This is a genomic window from Nitratireductor arenosus, assembly GCF_009742725.1.
GTDB classification, from domain to species: Bacteria; Pseudomonadota; Alphaproteobacteria; order Rhizobiales; family Rhizobiaceae; genus Mangrovimarina; species Mangrovimarina arenosa.
This window is the reverse complement of the sequence record NZ_WPHG01000007.1, coordinates 16821-31293: the sequence shown is the minus strand read 5'-3', so window position 1 is coordinate 31293 and position 14473 is coordinate 16821. Positions and strand designations below refer to the sequence as shown.

At 65.3% G+C, this 14473-nt stretch carries 14 protein-coding genes and 1 pseudogene; 13 read left to right on the top strand and 2 right to left on the bottom strand.

Annotated features, from left to right (window positions below; translation table 11 throughout):
* Positions 1 to 81: 81 nt before the first annotated feature.
* Positions 82 to 840 (top strand): SOS response-associated peptidase, encoded by a 759-nt coding sequence (locus GN330_RS20605; RefSeq protein ID WP_156715348.1) that lies wholly within the window; start codon positions 82 to 84, stop codon positions 838 to 840.
* A gap of 31 nt (positions 841 to 871) precedes the next feature.
* Here GN330_RS20605 and GN330_RS20600 read toward each other — a convergent pair whose 3' ends face one another.
* Positions 872 to 1039 carry a transcriptional regulator gene (locus GN330_RS20600; protein ID WP_156715087.1) on the bottom strand — a complete coding sequence of 56 codons (168 nt, stop codon included), beginning with the start codon at positions 1037 to 1039 and terminating at the stop codon, positions 872 to 874.
* Between the two features lie 403 nt (positions 1040 to 1442).
* On the opposite strand from GN330_RS20600, the gene cysS reads away from it, so the two are divergent.
* The 7 genes from cysS to rarD all read left to right on the top strand — a co-directional run bounded on the left by cysS (position 1443) and on the right by rarD (position 7985).
* Positions 1443 to 2873 carry a cysteine--tRNA ligase gene (gene cysS / locus GN330_RS20595; RefSeq protein WP_156715085.1) on the top strand — a complete coding sequence of 477 codons (1431 nt, stop codon included), beginning with the start codon at positions 1443 to 1445 and terminating at the stop codon, positions 2871 to 2873.
* Positions 2874 to 2946: 73 nt separating this feature from the next.
* A complete protein-coding gene (locus tag GN330_RS20590; RefSeq protein WP_156715083.1) occupies positions 2947 to 3441 on the top strand; it encodes a GFA family protein in 495 nt (164 codons plus the stop codon).
* A complete protein-coding gene (locus GN330_RS20585) occupies positions 3438 to 3926 on the top strand; it encodes a GFA family protein (protein WP_156715081.1) in 489 nt (162 codons plus the stop codon). Before GN330_RS20590 ends, GN330_RS20585 begins: the two co-directional genes overlap by 4 nt.
* A complete protein-coding gene (locus GN330_RS20580) occupies positions 3923 to 4396 on the top strand; it encodes a GFA family protein (protein ID WP_156715079.1) in 474 nt (157 codons plus the stop codon). Before GN330_RS20585 ends, GN330_RS20580 begins: the two co-directional genes overlap by 4 nt.
* Complete coding sequence (pip, locus tag GN330_RS20575) at positions 4393 to 5349, top strand: prolyl aminopeptidase (RefSeq protein ID WP_156715077.1); 957 nt, start codon at positions 4393 to 4395, stop codon at positions 5347 to 5349. The genes GN330_RS20580 and pip overlap by 4 nt, the downstream gene beginning before the upstream one ends.
* A gap of 37 nt (positions 5350 to 5386) precedes the next feature.
* Entirely contained in the window at positions 5387 to 7003 is a 1617-nt protein-coding gene (gene cimA, locus GN330_RS20570) for a citramalate synthase (protein WP_156715075.1), read from the top strand.
* 76 nt (positions 7004 to 7079) lie between these two features.
* Positions 7080 to 7985 (top strand): EamA family transporter RarD, encoded by a 906-nt coding sequence (rarD, locus tag GN330_RS20565; protein WP_156715073.1) that lies wholly within the window; start codon positions 7080 to 7082, stop codon positions 7983 to 7985.
* Positions 7986 to 8048: 63 nt separating this feature from the next.
* On the opposite strand, the gene GN330_RS20560 is transcribed toward rarD, so the two are convergent.
* The gene (locus GN330_RS20560; protein ID WP_156715071.1) at positions 8049 to 8657 is read right to left on the bottom strand and encodes an LOG family protein; all 609 of its coding nucleotides are present in this window, start codon (positions 8655 to 8657) and stop codon (positions 8049 to 8051) included.
* 115 nt (positions 8658 to 8772) lie between these two features.
* Between GN330_RS20560 and GN330_RS20555 the strand changes: the two genes are divergently transcribed.
* The 5 genes and pseudogenes from GN330_RS20555 to pssA all read left to right on the top strand — a co-directional run bounded on the left by GN330_RS20555 (position 8773) and on the right by pssA (position 14465).
* On the top strand, positions 8773 to 10542 hold the full coding sequence (locus GN330_RS20555) for a LysM peptidoglycan-binding domain-containing protein (protein WP_156715069.1): 1770 nt from the start codon (positions 8773 to 8775) through the stop codon (positions 10540 to 10542).
* A 57-nt stretch (positions 10543 to 10599) separates the two neighbouring features.
* The gene (locus GN330_RS20550; protein WP_156715067.1) at positions 10600 to 10926 is read left to right on the top strand and encodes an ArsR/SmtB family transcription factor; all 327 of its coding nucleotides are present in this window, start codon (positions 10600 to 10602) and stop codon (positions 10924 to 10926) included.
* A gap of 37 nt (positions 10927 to 10963) precedes the next feature.
* Positions 10964 to 12862: an ABCB family ABC transporter ATP-binding protein/permease gene (locus tag GN330_RS20545; protein WP_246188789.1), complete on the top strand. Its 1899-nt coding sequence runs from the start codon at positions 10964 to 10966 to the stop codon at positions 12860 to 12862.
* Between the two features lie 79 nt (positions 12863 to 12941).
* Positions 12942 to 13643, top strand: a pseudogene (locus tag GN330_RS20540) (phosphatidylserine decarboxylase); the annotation flags it as partial.
* Between the two features lie 3 nt (positions 13644 to 13646).
* Positions 13647 to 14465 carry a CDP-diacylglycerol--serine O-phosphatidyltransferase gene (pssA, locus tag GN330_RS20535; protein WP_343040994.1) on the top strand — a complete coding sequence of 273 codons (819 nt, stop codon included), beginning with the start codon at positions 13647 to 13649 and terminating at the stop codon, positions 14463 to 14465.
* Positions 14466 to 14473: the final 8 nt, after the last annotated feature.

Below are 14473 nucleotides of genomic sequence, written 5' to 3'. Positions count from 1 at the left end.
GTAGCCGTCCCCGCGCCGTCGTGCAATCCGCGACGGCGCCGCGTGCTTGACGTGCGCGCCTTCGAAAGCGAACGTGCCGCCATGTGCGGACGCTTTACATTGACGGTTACCCTTGACGAGGTCGAAATGTTTTTGGGCGTGGTCGGCGGCACGGATTTTCCGCCGCGCTACAATATCGCCCCAACCCAGCCGATCCTGGTCGCGCTCGCCGGCCCGCCGCGCGAACCGGGCTCGAACCTGCCCGACAGGCAGGCGCTGCTGGTGCGCTGGGGTTTCATCCCGTCCTGGGCGAAGAACCCGAAGGATCTGCCGCTGCTCATCAATGCGCGCGCGGAGACGGCTGCGGAGAAAAACACCTTCAAGGCCGCGATACGCCATCGTCGCGCGCTGGTCCCGGCCTCGGGGTTTTTCGAATGGAAGCGCCAGGACGAGGGGAAGGCCCAGCCCTATTTCGTTCGCCCGCGGGACGGCGGGCTGGTCGCCTTTGGCGGGCTGATGGAAACCTATCTCGATCCCGGCGGATCGGAACTCGACACTGCGGCGATCTTGACGACGGCGGCCAACACCCAGATCGCGCCTATTCACCACCGCATGCCGGTGGTGATCCGCCGCGAGGATTTTTCGCGCTGGCTCGACTGCCGCTCCCACCGTCCGGCCGATGTTGCCGACCTGCTCAGCCCGGTCGAACCCGGCTTCTTCGAGGCTATTCCGATTTCTAACAAGGTCAACAAGGTCGCCAATGCCGGACCGGATATCCTGGAACCGGTCGCGCTTGCGGCCGATACCGGTCGGCGCGAAGCGCCCGACTCGACCGCGGGCGGCCAGCTGGACCTGTTTTGACGGCGTCCCCGCAAGGCGCCGTGGCGCGCGGCTACGTCGTCCGGCCGCCTTGCGCCGCAACGCCGTTGTTTTCTTTCGCCTTCAGGCAGACCAGCGCCGCCAGGATGGCCGCCGGCCCGATGGCGCGGTACTTGTTGGTGAGTGCTTGATCCTCGGCGCGTTGGCGTTCGCGTTCGGCTTCGATCGTGGTGCGTGGCATGGCGTTTTGAACCCGTCTCGTTCTCGTTCGCGGCGACCGCTGAACGGGCGGCCACTTGATCGTCGATTGCGACCGAAACATGGCGGTTGCCCGTCCGTTCCGTAGGGTGCGGCGATTCCGCTTAACGGAGGGTTTCTTCCGGGCCGACTGTTGCGTTCCGACAACAAGCCTGGCGCTCGCGGCACGCCAATTCGCCTTGACGCTCGGCTCCGCCGGGGCGATAAAGCCGGCCATGAAAACGCTTCGTGCCATTACCGGCATCTGCATTTGTGGCTAGCGCCCCGCTGGCCCGGTCGTTTTCGTTCCTCTTCACGGTTGAGAAAAACGCCCCGGCCAGTCGGCGGGCGACGGATTTCGGGTAACGGCCGGCCGGTTCCGGCGGCCGGCGATGAAGGAAAAACGCATGTCTGAGGCCTTTCGCGGACTTCGCCTCTACAACACGCTGAGCCGACAGAAGGAGGATTTCGTCCCCGTCGATCGCAAAAACGTGCGCGTATATGTGTGCGGACCGACGGTCTACGACTTCGCCCATATCGGCAATGCCCGTCCCGTCATCGTCTTCGACGTTTTGTACCGGCTGCTGCGTCATCTCTACGGCGCCGACCACGTCACCTATGTGCGCAACATCACCGACGTCGACGACAAGATCAACGCGCGCGCCTTGCGCGATTTCGGCGACGACATCCGCGCCGGCCGGCTGAGCCTCAATCAGGCGATCGGCAAGGTGACGCACAAGACGGCCGACCAGTTTCATGAGGACGTGAAGGCGCTCGGCTGCCTCGAGCCGAATTTCGAGCCCCGCGCGACCGAATTCGTGCTACCGCGCGACGACGGCAAGACCGACATGGTCGGCCTGATTCAATCTCTCATCGAACGCGGTCATGCCTATGCGGCGGAAGGCGAAATCCTGTTCGATACCGCTTCCATGCCCGACTATGGCCGCCTGTCGCGGCGCAAGCTGGAGGACCAGCAGGCCGGCGCCCGGGTGGCGGTCGAGGCGCACAAGAAGACCCCGGCCGATTTCGTGTTGTGGAAACAGTCTTCCAGCGACGAGCCCGGATGGGACGCCAGCTTCGTGATCGACGGCAAAAGCACGACCATTCGCGGCCGGCCCGGCTGGCACATCGAGTGCTCGGCGATGTCGGCGGCCTATCTGGGCGAGGTCTTCGACATTCACGGCGGCGGGCTCGACCTGATCTTCCCGCATCACGAAAACGAGATCGCCCAGTCGCGCTGCGCCCACGGCACCCAGGCGATGGCGAATTACTGGATGCATAACGGCTTCCTGCAGGTCGAGGGCCGCAAGATGTCGAAGTCGGAGGGCAATTTCGTCACCATCCACGATCTGCTGCACACGGAAAAATTCGGCGGGCGCAAATGGCCGGGCGCGGTCTTGCGGCTCGCCATGCTGATGACCCATTACCGCGAGCCGATCGATTTTTCCGTGCGCAGGCTGGAGGAGGCGGAGAACCTGCTCGCCAAATGGCGTCGCCGTGTTGCGGATGCGCACGGCGGCGAGGTCGAGCCGCCGTTCGTTGAGGCGCTTTGTGACGATCTCGATCTGTCCGGCTATTTTAAGCTGATGAACGCCTCGGAGCTTTCCCCGGACACGCTTTTTGCGGCCGGCGCGCTGATCGGCATCGATCTGTCGACCCTTGAGGCGGATATCGACGTCGCTCAATTCGTCGAACGTCGCCTCGCCTTGATCCGCGACAAGAACTGGGCCGAGGCCGACCGCATCCGCGACGAACTGGCGGCAAAGGGCATTCAGTTGAAGGACGGCAAGGATCCCGGGACCGGCGAGCGCGTCACCACCTGGGAGGTGAAGCGGTGAGGGCGCGCGCGCGTTCCCTTCCCCTCGAGGGGGAGGGGTCGAGGGCCGCGCCGATCCGCAGAGGAGGCCCGCGATGAGCCTCGACAACAAGCCGGTCTATACTGGCGGCTGCCAGTGCGGCGCGGTGCGTTTTCGCGTCGAGGGCGCGCTTGGCGAAGCGTCCGTGTGTCATTGCCGCATGTGCCAGAAGGCGGCCGGCAATTTCTTCCTGCCGCTGGTTTCCGTGCGCACCGCCCGGCTCGACTGGACCCGTGCCGAACCGAAACGGTTTCGCTCTTCCAACCATGTGCAGCGCGGCTTTTGCGAAAAATGTGGCACCCCGCTCACCTACGAGGCGCCGGACGGCGTGGCGCTCGCCATCGCCGCCTTCGACCATCCAGATGAAATCGCGCCGGTAGTACAATGGGGCGTGGAGGCCAGGCTGCCTTATGTCGACGGCGTTCACGGCCTGCCCGGCCACACGACGCTTGAAGACGAAGCGGCCGGCGATTTCCTCCGCGAGATCCACTCCTTCCAGCATCCTGACCACGACACCGACACCTGGCCGCCACAGGAGGAAACGCCATGACGACGAAGACGATCACCGGCGGCTGCCAGTGCGGCGCCGTGCGCTACCGGGTCGATGTGGTCTTGTCCAACCCGCATCTTTGTCACTGCCGCATGTGTCAGAAAGCGGCGGGCAATTATTTCATGCCGTTGGCCTGGGCGCCCCGCGAAAAGGTCGTCATGACACGTGGCCGGCCCGCCTGGTTTCATTCCTCCGACATCGTTCGGCGCGGCTTCTGCCAAAAATGCGGCACGCCGCTTTTCTTCGATGCGGTCGCGACCAGCCATATGCTTGTCACGCTCGGCAGCCTCGACGATCCATCGCGTTACAGGCCGGTCTCCGAAGACTCGGTCGAATCTCGACTTCCCTTCGTCGCTCCATGGCCGGACCTGCATCAGAAAATCACGGATGACGACTTCACGGCCGAGGAAATGGAGACGATCCGAGCCTCCAATCACCAGCATCCCGACCATGACACCGAAACCTGGCCGCCGGAGGACAAATGATGAGTAATGCCATTACCGGCGGCTGCCAGTGCGGCGCGGTGCGTTTTCGCGCCGACGGCCTCGGCCGCGCCTCGTTGTGCCATTGCCGCATGTGCCAGAAGGCGTTCGGCGGCTTTTACGGGCCGCTGGTGACTGCGCGGGGGCTCGAATGGACGCGAGCCGCCCCGGCGCGGTTTGCGAGTTCCAACGTGGTCCGACGCGGCTTTTGCCAAAAATGCGGCACGCCGCTGAGTTATGAATATGACGGCGGCGCCGAAATCGCCATCGGTGCGCTCGACGATCCGTCGTTGGCCGCGCCGGTCGTCCAGTTCAACCCGGCCGACAAACTCGCTTTCGTCGAGGGTCTTCACGCACTGCCGTGGCGGCTCGCCGGCGAAAGCCCGGCCACCGACGCGTTCATGGCCTCGGTGAAAAGCCGCCAGCACCCAGATCGCGACACCGAAACCTGGCCGCCCGAAGGGTCGTCATGACAGCACTGCGCACGCTTTATCCAGAAATCGAACCGTTCGAAACGGGCCGGCTCGATGTCGGCGACGGCCACGTGATCTACTGGGAACGCGCCGGCACCAGGGGCGCCAAGCCGGCGGTCTTCCTGCATGGCGGGCCGGGCGGTGGCATCGCGCCGGCGCACAGGCGGCTGTTCGACCCGGCCCGCTACGACGTGCTGCTGTTCGACCAGCGCGGCTGCGGCCGCTCGACCCCGCACGCCTCGATCGAGGCCAACACCACCTGGCATCTGGTCGCCGACATCGAGCGGTTGCGCGCGATGGTGGGGGTCGAAAAATGGCAGGTCTTCGGCGGTTCCTGGGGCTCCACCCTGGCGCTTGCCTACGCCGAGGCCCACCCCGGGCGCGTATCGGAGCTGGTCCTGCGCGGCATCTACCTGCTGACGCGGGCCGAACTGTCCTGGTATTATCAGTTCGGCGTCTCGGAAATGTTTCCCGACAAGTGGGAGCGGTTCGTCGCCCCGATCCCGCCGGCTGAGCGGGCCGACATGATGGGCGCCTATCGCAGGCGCCTGACCGGCGCCGACCGGGCCGCGCAGATCGAGACGGCCAAGGCGTGGAGCCTGTGGGAAGGCGAGACGATCACGCTCCTGCCCGAACCCTCCACCAGCGGCAAGTTCGGCGAGAACGACTTCGCGCTCGCTTTCGCCCGCATCGAGAACCATTATTTCGTCCATAATGGCTGGCTCGAAGAGGGGCAGTTGCTGCGCGACGCTGGCCGGCTCGCCGACATTCCCGGCGTCATTGTCCACGGCCGCTATGACATGCCCTGTCCGGCCAAAAACGCTTGGGCGCTGCACAAGGCCTGGCCGCGGGCGGAGTTCCATCTCGTGGAAGGCGCTGGCCATGCCTTCTCCGAACCCGGCATTCTCGACCGGCTGATCCGCGCGACCGACGGTTTCGCGGAAAAATCGTGACGCCGCGCGCCGTGCGGAGCTCTTTCGGATAGCTGACATGACAAAACAACGCATCTTTCTCTTCGACACCACGCTCCGAGACGGCCAGCAGACGCCCGGTGTCGACTTTTCGCTCGAAGACAAGATCGCCATCGCCGCGCTTCTGGACGATTTCGGCATCGACTATGTCGAGGGCGGCTATCCGGGCGCCAATCCGACCGACACGGCGTTTTTCTCCGAAAAGCGCACGACGCGCTCGGCCTTCGTCGCCTTCGGCATGACCAAGCGCGCCGGCGTGTCGACCTCCAACGATCCGGGGCTGGCGGCGCTGATCGCCTCGGCCTCCGATGCGGTCTGCTTCGTCGCCAAGAGCTGGGACTACCATGTGCGCGTCGCGCTCGGCTGCACCAACGATGAAAATCTCGAATCGATCCGCGCCTCGATCGCTGTTGCGGTCGCAGCCGGCAAGGAGGCGATGCTGGACTGCGAGCATTTCTTCGACGGCTACAAGGCCAACCCCGACTACGCGCTCGCCTGCGCCAGGGCCGCCCACGAGGCCGGCGCGCGCTGGGTGGTGTTGTGCGACACCAATGGCGGCACCCAGCCAGCCGAGATCAGCAGGATCGTCGAAAGCGTGATCGCCGCCGGCATTCCCGGCGACCGGCTCGGCATCCATGCCCATGACGATACCGGCCAGGCGGTGGCCAATTCGCTGGCCGCTATAGAGGCGGGAGTGCGCCAGGTCCAGGGCACGCTCAACGGCATCGGCGAACGCTGCGGCAACGCCAACCTCGTCTCCATCATCCCGACGCTGATGCTGAAAGAGGCCTATGCGAGCCGCTTCGAGACCGGGCTTTCGGCCGACGCGCTGGCGGACATTTCGCGGCTCAGCCACGCCTTCGACGAACTCCTGAACCGCGCGCCGGACCAGCAGGCGCCCTATGTCGGCGCGTCGGCCTTCGCCACCAAGGCCGGCATCCACGCCTCGGCCCTGTTGAAGGAACCGCAGACCTATGAGCACGTGCCGCCGGAGGCGGTCGGCAATGCTCGGCGTGTCATGGTTTCCGACCAGGGCGGCAAGGCCAATTTCATCGCCGAGCTGAAGCGCCGCGGCATCGCCGTCGCCAAGGACGATCCGCGACTCGACACGCTGATCGCGCTGGTCAAAGAACGCGAGGCGTCGGGCTACGCCTATGAGGGAGCGGATGCCAGTTTCGACCTGCTGGCGCGACGCACGCTCGGTCGCGTGCCGGATTTTTTCACGGTCGATTCCTTCCGCTGCATGGTCGAGCGTCGTTTCGATGCCAACGGCCAGTTGAAGACAGTGTCCGAGGCGATCGTGCGGGTGACGGTCGACGGCGAGACCAAATTGTCGGTGGCCGAGGGGCATGGCCCGGTCAACGCGCTCGACATCGCGTTGCGCAAGGATCTCGGCATTTTCCAGAACGAGATCGCCGACATGGAACTGGTCGACTACAAGGTGCGTATCCTCAATGGCGGCACGGAGGCAATCACCCGCGTGCTGATCGAATCGCATGACGGCGCCGGCGCGCGCTGGTGGACGGTGGGCGTGTCCGACAACATCATCGACGCCTCTTTCCAGGCGCTGATGGACTCGATCGTCTACAAGCTGATCAAGAACCGCGAGAGCGCCGGCTTGGCGGCCGCGCAGTAGGCCAGAACCGGGTTCACTACTGAGCCATGCGGTCACGCCGTTGACCGGATGCCGGGTCAGGGCGCATAGCACGGCCATGACAGCCGACACGGCTCCGGCCGAAAACGCCGCCGCGCGCGGCTTCGCCTTCGCCCTTTCCGCATATCTGTTGTGGGGGCTCCTGCCGCTCTATCTGAAGCTGGTGGGGCATATCCCGGCCGTCGAGGTACTGGCGCATCGTATCGTCTGGTCGGTACCGTTCGCCGGCGTGGTGCTGATCCTGCTCGGCCGGACCGGCGATGTGAAATCCGCTCTGCGGTCGCCGCGCACGCTCGCCATGGCCGCGCTCACCGCGGCCCTGATCTCGATCAATTGGGGTGTTTATGTCTGGGCGATCGCGGCCGAACGAACGGTCGAGGCCTCGTTCGGCTACTACATCAATCCGCTGGTCAGCGTGCTGATGGGAGCCGTGTTCCTGAAGGAGAAGCTTTCGCGCCTGCAGATGGTGGCAGTCGCGCTGGCCGCGATCGCTGTCGCGCTGTTGACGATTACGGCCGGCGGTCTGCCCTGGGTGTCGCTGGTGCTGGCCTTTTCCTTCGCCGTCTACGGCTTCTTCCGCAAGACGCTACCGATCGGGCCGAGCCAGGGTTTTTTCCTCGAGGTGATGGTGCTGTGCCTGCCCGCGCTCGGCTATGTCCTCTGGCTGGGCATGCGGGGCGAGGGGCATTTCGTGCTGTCCGGGCCGGCGGATATGCTGCTGCTTGTTGGATGCGGGGTGGTCACGGCCGGGCCGCTGATGCTTTATGGTTTCGGCGCCAAGCTGTTGCGGCTGTCGACCATCGGCATCATGCAATATATCGCCCCGAGCATGATTTTCCTGCTTGCGGTCTTTGTGTTCGGCGAGCCGTTTGGCGAAACGCGCCTGCTGGCCTTCGGCTTGATCTGGATCGCGCTGGCCCTTTACAGTTGGTCTATGTACCGGGATCGCGGCGCGTCAGCGTAGGCCCACGCCCAGCTCGGAGCCGCGCCCGGATCCAGAGATCGTGCAGTGTCGAGATGAATGGCTCTAAAGCCTGTTGATCACCTGCCGGTCGCCGGTCATGTCGTGGCGCGGGCGTGCGTCGGCGATCAGCGTCGAGACGATCTCCTCCGGACGGTCGATGACCAGCGGGCGCACGCGGTCGCCGGTGTGAACGAAGCCTTCGGCGCGCATGTGCTCGAGCAGCGCCAGCATCGGGTCCCAGAACCCGTCCAGATTGGCGAAGACGATTGGCTTGGAATGGCGTCCGAGCTGGGCCCAGGTCATGATCTCGACGATTTCCTCCAGCGTGCCGATGCCGCCGGGCAACGCCACGAAAGCGTCTGATTTTTCGAACATGATGTGTTTGCGCTGATGCATGTCCTCGGTGGTGACGAGTTCGTCGAGTTGGGCAAGGGCGTCTTCGGTGGCCTCCTTGTTCATGAGGAAGCGCGGAATGATGCCGGTCACCTTGCCGCCGGCGCCCATGGCGCCGGTCGCGACCGCGCCCATGACGCCTTTGGCGCCGCCGCCATAGATCAGGCGCAGGCCGGCCCTCGCGATGGCCGCGCCGAGCGCCCTGCCGGCATCGACATAGCGGGCGGAGCTACCTGGAGATGAACCGCAATAGACACAGATCGAGTGGATTCTTTTCATAGTCGCGATTGGTGGTCCCCCTGACTTTGCGGGTCAAGTGCCGGATGCCGTTTTTCTTGTCGCACCACGCAAAACAGGATAAATCGTCCCTAATCGGCAAAGGACTGCTCTCAAAATGGTGATTTCGCCGCTCAAGGCGCTTCTGTTTCTGGCCGGTGGGTCGGCCGCTGCCGTTTCGGCCGCTTATGTAAGCGGCGCGTTCGATGGCATGCTGAAAGAGCCGCCGGCGATGGTCGCGGCCCTGCCGGAGGATGGTGCCGCCATCAGGGCCGACAGGAACACCGATCGGGCGACCTCGGACAAGGACGGTCCATCGGTCGGGCCGGTTAACCAAGACGACACGCAAGGCGCTGAAAAGAAAGACATCCTGCCGCCAAGCTTCGATCTGGTTCGTGTTGAGCCAGACGGTTCGGTCGTGCTTGCAGGCAAGGCCGCGCCGAACGCGTCGGTTGAAATTATCACCGGGACGCGTGTGATCGCCAAGGCGACCGCGACCCCCGAAGGCGATTTCGCGGTCATCCTCGACGACCCGCTCGAGCCCGGCAACTATCAGATCGTGCTGCGCTCCACGACGCCCGACAACGTGGTCGCGACCTCCGTCGAGACCGCGGTCGTGGCGGTGCCGGAGACCGAATCAGGTCAGGTCCTGGCGTTGGTCGAGGAACCGGGAAAGCCGAGCAAGCTGATCACCTTGCCCGAAGTCGCAGCGGTTGAGGACGACGCGGCCGCGGCCGATGTCGCTAACTCCGGCACGATCGTCGAGGATCCGAAGGAGGACGCTGAGGAAACCGCGTCCGACCAGCCCGCGTCAAAAGCGCAGGTCGACGCGCCGGTCGACACGGTTGCGCGAGATTTGCCTGAAACGGCGGAGGCGCGCGCAGCGCCGGTCGACACGGCCGCGCGAGATTTGCCCGATACGAGGCCTGTCGATCCGGCCGACAAGGCCGACCGGTCTGAAGAAGCGGGAGACGATCCGGTCGGGATCGCGGCAGCCGAGCCTGGTCCAGCGGCGCCGGAAGGCTCCGACGCCTCCGAGGCGGTGGTCGCGCCGCGGCCGGAGGAACCGCAGCCGGACAAGGCGTCGAAGCCAGCTGAAAAAGCCTCGCCGCGCGTGCGCGTCGAGGCTGTCGAGATCGAGGGCCGCCAGGTCTTCGTGGCCGGCACCGGTGCGTCCGGCATGACCGTCAGGGTTTATGCCAACGCGATCCTGCTCGGCGAGGCGCAGGTCGCCGCTTCCGGCCGGTTCCTGATCGAGACCGAGCGCGATTTGCCGGTCGGCGACTATATTGTGCGTGCCGATCTGCTCGACGATGGCGGCCGCAAGGTCGTGGCCCGCGCGGCCGTGCCGTTCCAGCGCGAGCCGGGCGAGACCGTCGCCGCCGTCGCGCCGCCGCCGTCGGCGCCCGAGGGGACGGTAGAGACGGTCAGGGCCGAGGAGGCGCCCGCCGAAGAGATGTCCGCCGACCTGCCGGCAAAACGGCCGCAGGTGAGCGCCGAAACCACGCCGCCCGCCGCCGGCGAGACCGGCAGGGATCAGGCCGGAGACTCCGGGGAAGCGGTCGTCGCGGCGCGTGCCGAGCCGGCGGCAACCGCGGTCGCGGAGGTGCTGGCACCGAAGTTGCAGTCCGTGCAGAGCGCGGTGATTATCCGCCGGGGCGATACGCTGTGGCGCATATCGCGACGGGTCTATGGCCGTGGCGTGCGCTATTCCACGATTTATCTCGCCAATGAGGACCAGATCGAGGATCCGGATCGGATCTGGCCGGGGCAGGTGTTCCGTGTTCCCGACACCTCGGATGACGGTGAGGAGGCCGACATGCGGGCGCTTGAGGATCAGATGACCACGATCGGGGCCGCCAGCGAGGCGACGACCGCCGTCGAATAAGATCCCATTTGCCCGAGACTTGCGCGGGTCGCATTCATCGTTTATCGTCGATGTACGATGAATAACGTCGATATCCCCAGCAAGACCGCCGGCGCGGCGACCGATCTGCCTGTCCTCGCTGCCGGTTTCGCGGCTCTGGCGCATCCCGCGAGGCTGCGCATTCTGTGCCATCTGGCCCGTCGGGACGCCTGCTGTTGTCGCGAGATCGTCGACACGTTCGAACTGGCGCAGTCGACGGTCTCGCAACATCTCAAAGTCCTGGTCGATGCCGGCCTGGTGCATTACCGGCCGGAAAATCGACGCTCGCGCTACATGGTCGACCGCGAGGCGGTGGCGCGCCTTGAAGAACAGGTGTCGACCTTTCTGTCCTGTTGCCACGTCTGACACCGACGTGACAGTCAATCCATCCAGGGAGCCTTGATTGGCCGACAAAACCGTTTCCGCCGATTCCGGCGCCACGCTGAAGACCCTGCGCAATCTATGGCCCTATATGTGGCCGGCCGATCGCGCGGATCTGAAGTTGCGGGTGATATGGGCGAGCTTTTTCCTCGTCGCGGCCAAGCTCGTGCTGCTCATGGTGCCGTTCTTCTTCAAATGGGCCACCGACGCCCTCGCTGACGACGGCGCCGCGCAACCCTACCTGCCGGCGTTTCTGCTTGCGCCGGTAATGCTGGTCGTCGCCTACAACGTCGTGCGGCTGGTGCAATGGGGCTTCAACCAGCTCCGCGACGCGCTGTTTGCAAGGGTCGGCCAGCATGCCGTGCGCCAGCTCGCCTACAGGACCTTCGTGCACCTGCATGCGTTGTCGCTTCGCTTTCACCTGGAGCGCCGGACCGGCGGCCTGTCGCGCGTCATCGAGCGCGGCGTCAAGGGCATCGAGACGATCGTGCGCTTCACCATCCTCAACACGGTGCCGACCATCTTCGAATTCGCCCTGGTGGCGGTGGTGTTCGGCTTCTTCTACGGCCTTACCTATCTCGCGGTAATCGCCGCGACGGTGTGGGCCTATACCTGGTTCACGGTGCGCGCCAGCGACTGGCGCATCGCCATCCGCAAGGAGATGAACGATTCCGATACCGACGCCAACACCAAGGCGGTCGATTCGCTGCTGAATTTCGAGACCGTCAAATATTTCAACAACGAGGCCATGGAGGCGCGCCGTTTCGACCGGTCGATGGAACGCTACGAAAGTGCGGCGACCAAGACCTGGACCTCGCTCGGCTGGCTGAATTTCGGCCAGGGCGCGATCTTCGGCGTCGGGATGACCGCCATCATGGTGATGTCGGCGCGCGAAGTGATGGCCGGCACGCACACGATCGGCGATTTCGTGTTCGTAAACGCCATGCTGATGCAGCTTTCCGTGCCGCTCAACTTCATCGGCTTCATCTATCGCGAGATCCGGCAGGGGCTGACCGACATCGAGCAGATGTTCGACTTGCTCGACGTGCCGCAGGAAATCAGCGACCGGCCCGGCGCGCCCGACCTCGTGCCCGGGCAGGGCGCGATCCGCTTCGAGGACGTGCGGTTTTCCTACGACGCCAGCCGGCCGATCCTCAAGGGCATCAGCTTTGAGGTTCCGCCGGGCAAGACGGTGGCGATCGTCGGCCCGTCGGGAGCGGGAAAATCCACCATTTCCCGGCTTCTGTTCCGCTTCTACGACATCCAGGAAGGCCGCATCACCATCGACGGCCAGGACGTGCGCCACGTCACGCAGAAAAGTCTCAGGGCCGCGATCGGCATGGTGCCGCAGGACACGGTACTGTTCAACGACACCATCGCCTACAATATCCGCTACGGCCGCGTCGACGCCACCGACGAGGACGTCCGCAAAGCCGCTGATCTGGCGCAGATTTCCGGCTTCATCGGGCAATTGCCCGACGGCTACAAAGCCATGGTCGGCGAGCGTGGCCTAAAATTGTCCGGCGGCGAAAAACAGCGTGTGGCCATTGCCCGCACGATTTTGAAGGCGCCGCCGATCCTGATCCTCGACGAGGCGACCTCCGCGCTCGACACCCATACCGAGCAGGAAATCCAGAGCGCGCTCGATCTGGTCAGCCAGGGCCGCACCACGCTGGTGATCGCCCATCGCCTGTCGACGGTGATCGGCGCCGACGAGATCATCGTGCTCAAGGAGGGCCTGATCGCCGAACGGGGCACCCATCGCGCCTTGCTCGACGCGGGCGGGCTATATGCGGCGATGTGGGATCGCCAGCGCGAGGCAACCGAGGCCGAGGAGCGGTTGCGCCGCGCCCGCGAGACCGACGAAATGGGTGTCGTCGTGCGCCGTCGCACGCCCGAGATCGATGCCCTTGGGGACTGACGCGGCGCACACGCCGCGTTGCGGGCGGCTGGCGTTTCGGATAAGCCTCCGGCTCTGACGAAACCGGAGCCAGTCGACGGCGATGAGCCTGCAGCAATCGATCCGCAACGCATTCGTGCCCGTGCACCGCGAGGGCTGGCCGTTCATCGGCGCGTTCGCCGGCGCGGCGATCATTCTGGGCGTGTTTTCGACCAGCCTGTTCTGGATCGGCGCCATCCTGACGGCCTGGTGTGCCTATTTCTTCCGCGATCCCGAGCGTGTCACCCCGGTCGACGACCGTCTGGCCATAAGCCCGGCCGATGGCATCGTCTCAGCGGTGGGGCCGGCGGTGCCGCCGCGAGAGCTTGGCCTCGGCGCCGGCGAGATGCTGCGCATCTCCGTATTCATGAACGTCTTTTCCTGCCACGTGAACCGCACGCCGGTGCGCGGACGGCTGTCGCGCATCGAGCACCGGGCCGGCAAGTTCCTGAATGCCGAGCTCGACAAGGCGAGCCAGGAAAACGAGCGCAACGGGCTCGTCATCGAAAGCCCGCATGGCACCGTGGCCACCGTCCAGATCGCCGGCCTCGTCGCGCGCCGTATCGTTTGCTGGGCAGAGGAGGGCGCCGACACCGCCGTCGGCGAACGCATCGGCCTGATTCGCTTTGGCTCCAGGGTTGACGTTTTCCTGCCGGAGGGCGCGGTGGCGCGCGTGGCGATCGGTCAGACGGCGATCGCCGGCGAAACCGTGATTGCGGAATTCGGCGCGCCGCGGGTCGCGCCGCTGGTCAGGGTATCCTGACCGGTGCCGTTCGATCGCAAATCGGGCGGCGGGACCGGGTTGAAGACGCCCGATCCGCGCGGGCCGGGCATTCGCGAGATCCCGCTGCGCATGGTGGTGCCCAATCTGGTGACCGTGCTGGCGATCTGCGCCGGCCTGACCGGCATCCGCCTCGCCTTTGAACAGCGCATCGAACTGGCCGTGGCCATGGTGCTTCTGGCCGCCTTTCTCGACGGCGTCGACGGCCGCGTGGCCCGCGCCCTCAAGGCGACTTCGAAATTCGGCGCCGAAATGGATTCGCTTGCCGACATCGTTAATTTCGGCGTTGCGCCGGCTCTTGTGCTGTACGCGTTCCTGCTGGACGGGGCCGGCGCGCCGGGCTGGATCGCCGCGCTTTTGTTCGCGATCGCCTGTGGCCTCAGGCTGGCGCGCTTCAACGTCATGGACCACGATCCCAACCGCGCCGCCGGCTGGCGGGGCGGTTATTTCGTCGGTGTGCCCGCGCCGGCTGGCGCCATGCTGGTGCTTCTGCCGGCCTATCTCAGCTTTCTCGGCGTGGAGCACGGCGCGGTTTTCACGGGCCTTTCCAGTGCCTTCACCCTGCTTGTCGCCTGTCTGCTGGTCAGCCGCGTGCCGATCTGGTCGGGCAAGAATATTGGTCGCGTCCGTGGTGACATGGTGATGCCGCTGATTTTGTTGATCGTGTTTTACGTCCTGCTTCTGATTAACTATCCTTGGCACACGATGAGCGTGACTGCTCTCGCCTACCTGGCCTTCATTCCCGTGAGCTGGCGCCTCTACCGGCGCCGCGAAGCCAGCGAGCAGACCGCCGGACCCGCCTGACGCGGGGC

What these genes read in the sequence shown, in the direction of transcription:
- GN330_RS20600 (WP_156715087.1), bottom strand. Translation starts at nt 1,039, where the DNA reads ATGCCACGCACCACGATCGAAGCCGAACGCGAACGCCAACGCGCCGAG.
- GN330_RS20555 (WP_156715069.1), top strand. Translation starts at nt 8,773, where the DNA reads ATGGTGATTTCGCCGCTCAAGGCGCTTCTGTTTCTGGCCGGTGGGTCG.
- pip (WP_156715077.1), top strand. Translation starts at nt 4,393, where the DNA reads ATGACAGCACTGCGCACGCTTTATCCAGAAATCGAACCGTTCGAAACG.
- GN330_RS20585 (WP_156715081.1), top strand. Translation starts at nt 3,438, where the DNA reads ATGACGACGAAGACGATCACCGGCGGCTGCCAGTGCGGCGCCGTGCGC.
- GN330_RS20550 (WP_156715067.1), top strand. Translation starts at nt 10,600, where the DNA reads ATGAATAACGTCGATATCCCCAGCAAGACCGCCGGCGCGGCGACCGAT.
- GN330_RS20590 (WP_156715083.1), top strand. Translation starts at nt 2,947, where the DNA reads ATGAGCCTCGACAACAAGCCGGTCTATACTGGCGGCTGCCAGTGCGGC.
- cimA (WP_156715075.1), top strand. Translation starts at nt 5,387, where the DNA reads ATGACAAAACAACGCATCTTTCTCTTCGACACCACGCTCCGAGACGGC.
- GN330_RS20580 (WP_156715079.1), top strand. Translation starts at nt 3,923, where the DNA reads ATGATGAGTAATGCCATTACCGGCGGCTGCCAGTGCGGCGCGGTGCGT.
- GN330_RS20560 (WP_156715071.1), bottom strand. Translation starts at nt 8,657, where the DNA reads ATGAAAAGAATCCACTCGATCTGTGTCTATTGCGGTTCATCTCCAGGT.
- GN330_RS20605 (WP_156715348.1), top strand. Translation starts at nt 82, where the DNA reads ATGTGCGGACGCTTTACATTGACGGTTACCCTTGACGAGGTCGAAATG.
- rarD (WP_156715073.1), top strand. Translation starts at nt 7,080, where the DNA reads ATGACAGCCGACACGGCTCCGGCCGAAAACGCCGCCGCGCGCGGCTTC.
- cysS (WP_156715085.1), top strand. Translation starts at nt 1,443, where the DNA reads ATGTCTGAGGCCTTTCGCGGACTTCGCCTCTACAACACGCTGAGCCGA.